This is a genomic window from Streptomyces silaceus, from assembly GCF_001419745.1.
Taxonomy (GTDB): Bacteria; Actinomycetota; Actinomycetes; order Streptomycetales; family Streptomycetaceae; genus Streptomyces; species Streptomyces silaceus.
The window spans coordinates 1-5,589 of record NZ_LIRJ01000374.1; the positions used below are offsets into that span (position 1 = coordinate 1).

Annotated in this window: 5 protein-coding genes; 1 reads left to right on the forward strand and 4 read right to left on the reverse strand. The window is 75.5% G+C overall.

Annotated features, from left to right (window positions below):
- Positions 1–149 precede the first annotated feature (149 nt).
- Entirely contained in the window at positions 150–1,358 is a 1,209-nt protein-coding gene (locus AOK22_RS30175; protein ID WP_237773376.1) for an IS701 family transposase, read from the forward strand.
- Between the two features lie 66 nt (positions 1,359–1,424).
- Here AOK22_RS30175 and AOK22_RS30180 read toward each other — a convergent pair whose 3' ends face one another.
- Genes AOK22_RS30180 through AOK22_RS30195 form a run of 4 tightly spaced genes read right to left on the reverse strand, consistent with a single transcriptional unit; the run spans position 1,425 to position 5,483 of the window.
- On the reverse strand, positions 1,425–2,495 hold the full coding sequence (locus AOK22_RS30180) for a transaldolase family protein (protein WP_055701898.1): 1,071 nt from the start codon (positions 2,493–2,495) through the stop codon (positions 1,425–1,427).
- Positions 2,496–2,538: 43 nt separating this feature from the next.
- Positions 2,539–3,564, reverse strand: coding sequence for a ketoacyl-ACP synthase III family protein (locus tag AOK22_RS30185; RefSeq protein ID WP_063795364.1), 1,026 nt, complete (start codon positions 3,562–3,564; stop codon positions 2,539–2,541).
- Positions 3,564–4,664, reverse strand: a complete 1,101-nt coding sequence (locus AOK22_RS30190; RefSeq protein ID WP_237773377.1) for a VOC family protein — start codon at positions 4,662–4,664, stop codon at positions 3,564–3,566. The genes AOK22_RS30185 and AOK22_RS30190 overlap by 1 nt, the downstream gene beginning before the upstream one ends.
- A 33-nt stretch (positions 4,665–4,697) precedes the next feature.
- On the reverse strand, positions 4,698–5,483 hold the full coding sequence (locus tag AOK22_RS30195; RefSeq protein ID WP_055701900.1) for an SDR family oxidoreductase: 786 nt from the start codon (positions 5,481–5,483) through the stop codon (positions 4,698–4,700).
- Positions 5,484–5,589: the final 106 nt, after the last annotated feature.

Sequence of the window (5,589 nt, forward strand, 5' to 3'; positions counted from 1 at the left end):
CCCCTCCCACACCCGTCCCCCACACTTCCTCCACAACCGACCTCTCGAAGTTGAGCCGATGCCCACCCCGGGGGAGAAAAAATAGCGAGCGTTCTCTATTCTTTCAGTGGGCCGTCCGTGAGCGGGCGGGTACGAGGGAGGGAACGGGCATGTTCGTACAGCAGGAGATTCGGAAACCGGTGTCGGCCACGGCCTCGGCCAATGCCCCGGCTTCGGCCCCGGTTCCGGGGGCGGCCCCGGCGTCGGCGTCGGCCACGGCCTTCGCGGATGAGCTCTTCCGCCGGCTGCCCCGGGCCGACCAGCGCCGCTGGGCGCAGGCCTATCTGCAGGCGCTGCTGGTGACACCGGGCAAGAAGACGATGCGCCGCCTCGCGGCCTCCGTCTCGGACTCGCCCACCGCCTCCCAGGCACTGCACCAGTTCGTCAACGCCAGCCCGTGGCTCTGGTCGGAGGTGCGGGAGGACCTGATCTGGCAGGTCAACCGGTACGAGCGGCCCCGCGCCTGGACCATCGCGCCGGTCGTGCTGCCCAAGCGCGGCACCAAGTCCTGCGGGGTGCACCGCCGTTTCGCCCCGGAGCGCGGCCGGTCCGTCAGCTGCCAGCTGGCCCTCGGCGCGTTCCTGTCCACCGCGGCCGGGGAGATCCCCGTCGACTGGTCCCTGCATCTGCCGGGGCCGTGGCTGGACGACCCGGTCCTGCGCAGCCGCGCCCGGATCCCGGAGTCGGCGACGGCCCGTTCGGTGGCGGCCGGCGTCCTGAGCCTCGCCGACAACCTCACCGCCCGCAGCCCGCAGCGGCCGCTGCCGCTGGTGGCCGACATCGCCGGGCACGGCGACCCGGGCGAGCTCGTGCACGGACTGAGCGCGCGGGGACGGGAGTTCGTCGTCGCGGTCCCGGCCTCGCTGCCGCTCGTGCCCGACGGGCTGCCCCGGGGCCCGCGCCGTACCGAGCCCGCGCCCGCGCTGCCCGCCGAGCGCCTGCTGCGCGCGCAGGGCAGGGCGGCCGGCGGCGGCAGGCTGGGGTCCGCGTGGGTGCGGCTCGCCGGGGAGCGGCCCGCGGACCCGCGTCCGTACCGCCTCTTCACCGACCCGCGTCCCGGGCCGGGCGCCGCGCGCACCGGACAGCTGTGGATCACCAACATGGTCCACCGGCCCACCGAGGACCTCCTGCGCCTGATCGGCGCGCAGGCCGCCACCGCGGAGACCCTGCACACCCTGGCGGACGAGTTCGGTCTGTACGACTTCGAGGGCCGTTCCTTCCCCGGCTGGCACCACCACATGACCCTGGTGTCCGGTGCCTTCGCCTACCGCACCCTGACGACGGGCCACGCCCCGGCCACCGCGCTGCGCTCGGCCTGACCGCGCCGCTCGCCCACGACGAAGGCGGCGGACACCCCACCCCGGGTGTCCGCCGCCTTCGTCGTGTCAGGCCGGTACGCGTACCGCCCGCTGACGCGGCCCCGTCGCGCGCGCCGTGCCGGACACCTGGTGCGCGGTGCCTTCGGAGGACGGCCGCACGGCCCGGTGCGCCCGGCGCCGGGAGTCCGCGAGGCAGCCCGCCACGTCCTCCAGGCAGATGTCGAACCACTTCAGATACGTGCGGGTCCGCGCGGCGTCCGCGTAGTGCCGCCACACCCGGTCCACGCCGGCCACACCGCGCGCCGCCACCGACCGCAGGGCCGGCGGGCGCAGGGCGCTGACGGTGCCCGCGGTGACCAGCTCCTCGGCGTAGTGGGCGGACCGGGAGGCGCTGTGCGCCGCGGTGACCCACAGCAGCCGCGGCTCGGGGACGCCCGCCGCCGCGAGCGCGCCCCAGCGGGCCGAGCCGAAGGTCATGTCGTGCGTCTGGTGGGCGAGCCGGGCGGCGGCCAGGCCCGCGCGGCCCCGCAGCGCCTTGGCCTCGTCGGAGCCGATGAGGTCGAGGGCCGCGTCCACGCGGTCGTCCACGGCGGCCACCCCGAAGGCGATCAGCGCGGCGGGACCGGCGGGCACGCCCGGCCCTTGGGCGCGGCCCTCGGCCAGGCACCGCTCCAGACCGGCGAGGACGGCGTCGGCGACCTCCTCGTACCGCCGCGGTGCGTGCACGGCGGCGACCTCCACGCCGATGCCCTCGGCCAGGACCCCCGTGACCGCCGCGAGCGTGCCGGGCGCGCCGGGCAGCCGTACGACCAGGTTGGGCCGGTCCACGGCCGAGCGCAGCACGCGGGCCCCCGCGATCAGGGCCGGCACGTCCGCGTCCGCCCCCGCACGGACCGGCACGGACACCAGCCCGTCGCGCCCCGCGCTCTCGCGGTGCGCGGGCGCGAGCCGGTCGCACAGCTCACGGACCGCGTCCAGGTCCCCCGGGCCGACCGGCCCCAGCCGGACGCCGCTCGCCCCGCTCTCCCCCAGCAGCCGCCCGAGCGGGCCCGCGTCGGGATGCGCCTCCCCCGGGGCCGTCCCCTCGTGAGCGGCGTCCAGCCAGACGCTGACGCCCGTGCCGGACAGTCTCCTCACCGCATTCCTCATGGATGCGTTCCCCTCCCAAGACAACGCGACGTCAGATTCGTTCGAGCACGGCGCTGGTCCAGCTGAACCCCGCGCCCACCCCCACGAGCAGCACCCGCTCGCCCGGTGCGAGCCGGTCCTCGGCCAGGAGCCTGGCCAGGCCCGCGGGCTGGTCGCCCGCGCCGAGGTGACCGATCGTCAGGCCCCAGTCCTGGAGCGTGACCTCGGGCTGGATGCCCAGCGGGGCCAGGCACTGCAGCCGGGAGAGCTTGACGCCGAAGAAGGGCACGACCACGGCGGCCATGTCCGCCATCTCGGCCCCGGCCTCCGCCAGGCAGTTCTTGACCGCGGTGAGCATGCCGGTCTCGTTGCGGGTGGTGATCTCCTCGACCGGGTGGTGGCGCAGGAAGCCCTTCTTGCGCGCCACCAGGTCGAGCGGTCCGGCCTGTCCCGCGCTGTCCCGGAAGGGCTCCTCGCCCCGGTGCAGCCCTTCGAGAAGCGGCTGCGACCAGGACGCCGTGGCCACCAGGCGCAGCGGCCCGGGGCGCCGGGAGAGCAGGACGGCCGTGCCGGCGTCGCCGAAGGCCAGGCCGCGGTCGGTGGTCCAGCGCGGGAAGGCCGGGTCGGCGAACCGGTCGCCGGTGGTGACCAGGGCGGCACCGGTGTCGGGGACGGCGGTGAGCCGGGCCGCGGCCGTCTCCAGGGCGCTCACCCCGCCGTTGGACATCTGCCGCAGCTCGAAGGCCACGCACTCGCCGTGCCCGAGGACCTCGTGCTGGACATAGGCGGCGGTGTTCCAGAACTCCAGGCCCTGGTACCAGCAGTCGGCGTGGATGAGCAGCCCGACGTCGAGCGCGTCGTGGCCGCTCGCGGCGAGCGCCTCGCGGCCCGCGGCGACGGCGAGTTCGGGACCGCTGCGGTCCCGGCTCACCGACACCGACCGCTGCCGGGACGTCTCGGCCTCCTCGGCGCCGAACAATCCGGCCGCTACCGCGTCCCGGCTGCTCTGGAGCGTGCCGAGCTCCACGGCGGCGCTCTGCACGTAGATGTCGTGCCAGCGCACGGATCCCCGGGCCATCAGCGGTCGCCCCAGCTCGGGCTGGGCCCGAACCGGCGGGCCTCGGTGGCCTGCTCGTACGGCATGCCGGGCGGCATGTTGAGCACCTCCAGCTGGAAGCCGCCGACGCCCCGGAAGTAGACCCAGCGGTCGCCGTGGATCGGGCCGCCGTCCTCGATGAGCTGCGGCTCGCCGAGGACCTCGGCGCCGGGCGTGCGCGCCAGCCATGCGGCGGCCTCTGCCACGTCGTCGACGAAGAAGGCCAGGTGGTGGCCGCCGACGTCGCTGTTGCGCGGGCGCTCCACGCGCTGGCCCTCGATCGCGCAGGCGCTCAGTTCGAGGTTGGTGACCGGGCCGAGCCGGATCACGGCGGTCTCGATGCGGAAGGCGCGGTCGACGCCGAACTGGCGTGCCGCGAGGGCCTCGTCGACGGACCGGGCGGAGCGGTGGACGAGTTCGCCGCCCATCGGGCCGGTGAAGAAGTCGACCGCCTCGTCGAGGTCGGCGACGGTGTAGCCGACGTGGTCGACGCCGCGCGCGGTGGGCAGGCCGGGGCCGCTCCACTGCGGGGCGGGCCGGTAGAGGCGGGCCGGGGTCTCGCGCTCGTAGGGCAGCTCGGCCGCCACCTGGCGCAGTTCGAGCCGCAGGCCGCCGTCGGTGAGCACATGGATCCAGCGGTTGCCGGCCGTCGGGCCGTCCGCCTGCGTCTGCGGCTCGCCGAGGACGCGTACGCCGGGCTCCTCGCGCAGCCGGGCCAGGGCCTGGTCCAGGTCGCCGACGTGGATGCCGATGTGGTGACCGCCGACGTCGGTGAACCCGGGTACCTCGGTGCGCTGTTCGGGCGCGGTGTACTGGAACAGCTCCAGGTTGCTCACCGGGCCGAACCTGAGCATCGCGATGTGCGCGCTGGCGCGCGGGTGGACGCCGAGCTGGCGCGTCATCCAGTCGCTGTCGGGTTCCTCGACCGGGCCGAGCCGGTAGAGCAGTTCGGCGCCGAGGACCCGGGTGAAGAGGTCCACCGCCCGGTCGAGGTCGGGCACGGTGTACGCGAAGTGGTCGACGTTGCGGACGGTCGGGATGCGGGCGGCGGTGGGCGCCGCGGTCGCCGGAGGTGCTGACACGGTGGGCTCCAGGGGAGGTCGGAGGGGCGGGGCTCAGACGCGGCCGGCGTCGGCGGCGTTGGCGACGGCGGCGGTCAGCGCCATGCCGCCGTCGACGAGGGTCGAGGTGCCGGTGGTGTACGCGGCGGCGGGCGAGGCCAGGTAGGCGACGAGCGCGGCCACTTCCTCCGGCCGGCCCGGACGGCGGGCCGGGATCGCGGGGCGGGCGATCCGCGCGGCGTCCATGCCGGTGGGCACGTTGTTCATGGGCGTGGCGGTCTCGCCGGGCGCGACCGCGTTGACCGTGATGTCGTGCGCGGCGAGGTCGAGGGCCATGGCCTTGGTGAGCGCCCCGAGGCCGCCCTTGGCGGCGCAGTAGGTGCTGCCCTCGCCGATCGGCAGGTGCTCGTGGACGCTGGTGATGTTGATGATGCGGCCGCCCCGGCCCTGCTCGATCATGTGCCGCGCGGCCACCTGGGAGAGGTGGAAGGGGCTCGTCAGATTGACCGTGAGCACGCGCTGCCAGTCCTGGAGGGTCTCCTCGGTCACGGACGCGCGCCGGTTGATCCCGGCGTTGTTGACGAGCACGTCGATGCCGCCGACGGCGGCGACGGTCTCGCCGAGCGCCGCGCCCGCGGCCTCGGGGTCGGACAGGTCAAGGCCGAGCGTGTGGGCCGCTACGCCGTGCTCGGCGGCGAGGGTGTCGGCGAGTTCCTTGGCGGCGTCGGCCTGCCGGCCGTAACCGACCACCAGGTCGAAGCCGGCCGCGCCCAGGGCCCGGGCCACGGCGGCGCCGATGCCCGAACTGGCTCCGGTGACGAAGGCGATGGGTCGGGACATGAGGGTGCCTTTCTGGGAGGTACGAGGAAGGGGGGCGAGGGAGGAGGCGGCCCCGGCCCCGCCCCCCGCGCCGCGCGGGGTCACGGCGCGGGGGTCAGGTGTGCGG